This is a genomic window from Flavobacterium psychrotolerans, from assembly GCF_003097635.1.
Lineage (GTDB): Bacteria > Bacteroidota > Bacteroidia > Flavobacteriales > Flavobacteriaceae > Flavobacterium > Flavobacterium psychrotolerans.
This window is the reverse complement of record NZ_QCZI01000036.1, coordinates 1-3,020: the sequence shown is the minus strand read 5'-3', so window position 1 is coordinate 3,020 and position 3,020 is coordinate 1. Positions and strand designations below refer to the sequence as shown.

Genomic DNA, 3,020 nt, shown 5'->3' with positions numbered 1-3,020 from the left:
AACTCAACCCATCACTTTGCGAACCGCCGTATACGAGACCCGTACGTACGGTGGTGTGAGAGGCGCAGTCCGTCAGTCTCTGGCGGACCCGTCTACTCGATTGGCAGAAGATTTAATTGTCGGTTTCGTTTCTCAATTCCTGTATTTTCTCAATTGTCAAACCTGTTAATTTAGAAATTAGTTCATTTGATAATCCCTCAATAATTCCGGTTTTTGCAATTTCAATTTTCTCATCTTCTCTAACTTTATATTCCGCTTCACTTTGTAGCGAAAAAACCTCACTTGCTTTTAAGTGCAAACTATCTAAATAACGATTATAACCATATTGGTCTTCTTTTTCAAGACGCATTATATCTAAAACTTCGTTGGCTTCTTTTAAACCTTTGGCTTTGAAGTCGTCTTTTACTTCGCTGTTTTTTAGGAAATAAACCCATTCATCCAAGGTGTCTTTTGCAATATCGTTAAATTGATTAACTTTTAATAAATAATATTCTGGAAAAATATCGGCAACTTCTTGTTTTACAAATGTTTGCTTTTGTTTTTCAGATAGTCCTAAAATATCGTTTTGATGCAAACCTTTAAAGTCAGTTTTACCTCGATAAATATAATCTTGACCTTGTCCAAGGTCAAAATAAACGATGTTTATAGAAATTACTTTTTTGATTTCAGAATATTTTTGTCCGAGTTTTAAGTTTTCTGAAATTGATTTTGAAACGCCATAAGCCATTCTATGAAAATAATCTATTTCATAAGTGCTTTGAATTTCAATTATAATCAATTCATTTTTAGAGTTATGAGTAAGTATATCTACACGATTGAATTTGTCATCGTCATAGTCTTGATTGCTTTCGCTTTCTAAAATTTGTTCGATTTTTATGCTATCAAACAACAATTCGCTTAAAAAACCTTCAAGCACAACAAAGTTGGCTTTGTTTCTCAAAAGTCTTTTTATTGCCCAATCAAATCGTATTAGTTTCTTGCTCATTATTTCTATAAATTAATTATGCAAATTTACGTAAAAAAATGTTTGAAAAACCTTGATTTATAACTCTGTTTCAAGTGTTTCTAACAATGCCTTTTTATTTGAGCTATCTTTTCCGAGCAAACCTTTTAGTAATAACTTCATCAAGTCTTGATGAACAATAAACCACATTGGATTTTTGAATACTTTCGGATATCCTTTGTCACTGTTGTTATTTACATCGCCATTCCAGCGCATTCCAATACACTTGTTTCCCTTTTCAAAAATTCCATAAGCTACTGAAAACTCATTGTTGTTGTAAATTATTTCGATTAGTTCAAAATTCCCAGGGTTTACATTTTCAGGTTTCATATTTATTCTTTTAAAAATTTTACGGTTGTTGTTTTTAAATCATTTTTAAGCAAAAGAATATAAAGTCCTTTTGGCATTAAACTTGTGTTAATATGTTGCGAAGTTAGACTGTCTGAAATAATCTTTACGCCAGCAGTATTGAAAATTTCATATGAAGTATATTCTGTATTATTAATATTAAGTAGATTACTAGCGGGATTGGGATAGACTATTACTTGATTAAGTGAAAAATTATTTGTTAATAAATTTTTGTCGGTTAGTCTGACAATTCCGTTGACAGTTACATCATTATATTTTGTAAATGTTCCTAAAACTATCAACTTCCCGTCGTTCTGAATTTGAAGCGACTTGACAAACGGTGTGGTATCAAATGCACCCGTAAAATTATTCGATATATTTAAAGTGCCATCATTTTGTCCAGTAGGTAAAAATCTTTGAATAGATGTTAAAAATACTGGGAAGGAATTTATGGTAGTGTTCTTTGTTCCTACAACTATAACATTGCCATTAGTTTGTAAATACATATTTGTTACTGTGTCAAAAATTGCAGAATTAAAAACAAAAGTATTATCTAACGAACCATCTGTATTAATCCGTACCACATTATTTACGACATTGCCGTTGTAAGAACCTAAAGTTCCTCCAAATAGATATTTTCCATTACTCTGTATTGCAATTGATGTTACCCTTATATATGGATTTGTATTTGATGTAAAACCAGTACCAGTAACAAAAGTTGGGTCTATCGTACCATTAGCATTGAGACGAATCACTCCGTTTGCTACGATTTTATTATAAAAAGAAAAACAACCTCCGACAATGATTTTATTGTTAACATCAAATTTAACATCTAAAATTGCTCTACATCCACCATCTGAGTAGCCAGTACTGAAAGTATTATCTTGTGTTCCGTTTGAATTAATTCTTAAAATTGTATCCTCGCTCCCTAATATAATTTTTCCATCATTTTGTATTAGTGCATGAAACCATGAACTTTGGTTTCCAGCAATAAAAAAATTAAACGAATTATCATACGACCCATCAGAATTTAATCGAATTACAGTTTGTATTGGTAATCCATTAAATGTCAAAGGAGTTCCACGATCAAAAAGTACGATTATTTTGCCATCATTTTGTAATTTTATACACGTCGGATCTCTACTAAATCCAGTGCCAATATTTGCAGAAAAACTTAAATCTTCTGTTCCATCTGTATTTAAACGGAAAATACTACCACCTGATGAAACTAGCAATTGACCATTTGTCTGCAAGTCGGATCGAACTAATGAATATTGTCCTAATCCTATTCTCGTCTGATAACTTATGTCTTGAAACTGACCAAAAGCAGCACAATTAAATGTGATTAAAAATATTTTTAAAATATTTTTCATTATTTTAATAACTTCCCATTTATATTTAATGGATTACCACTAGGACGATAACTTTAGGTACTATTTTGTGTTATTTAAACTGGTTAATGTACCGCCCCCGCTAGCATATTATTTGAAATTCCTTTACTCTAAACGATAACTTATTTACTGATGATTAGTTTAGTTTTGAACTAATCTTTAATCAGTTTTTGCTTTTTCGTCGGTCTCGCAAATTTTCTGCCAACGGCTCCCGGCTTGGTCGTCGTTCCTGAGGGAGTTTTCTCCCGAAAGGAATGCGTCCAAGGCGGTGATGTCGG

Annotated in this window: 3 protein-coding genes; all 3 read right to left on the bottom strand. The window is 31.9% G+C overall.

The window, feature by feature from the left end:
• Window positions 1–112 precede the first annotated feature (112 nt).
• From DB895_RS14005 to DB895_RS13995, 3 genes are read right to left on the bottom strand one after another with little or no spacing between them, the layout of a single operon-like run.
• Entirely contained in the window at window positions 113–985 is an 873-nt protein-coding gene (locus DB895_RS14005; protein WP_116725981.1) for an Rpn family recombination-promoting nuclease/putative transposase, read from the bottom strand.
• A gap of 57 nt (window positions 986–1,042) precedes the next feature.
• The gene (locus tag DB895_RS14000) at window positions 1,043–1,333 is read right to left on the bottom strand and encodes a hypothetical protein (protein ID WP_116725980.1); all 291 of its coding nucleotides are present in this window, start codon (window positions 1,331–1,333) and stop codon (window positions 1,043–1,045) included.
• Window positions 1,334–1,335: 2 nt separating this feature from the next.
• Entirely contained in the window at window positions 1,336–2,724 is a 1,389-nt protein-coding gene (locus tag DB895_RS13995) for a T9SS type A sorting domain-containing protein (RefSeq protein ID WP_116725979.1), read from the bottom strand.
• Window positions 2,725–3,020 lie beyond the last annotated feature (296 nt).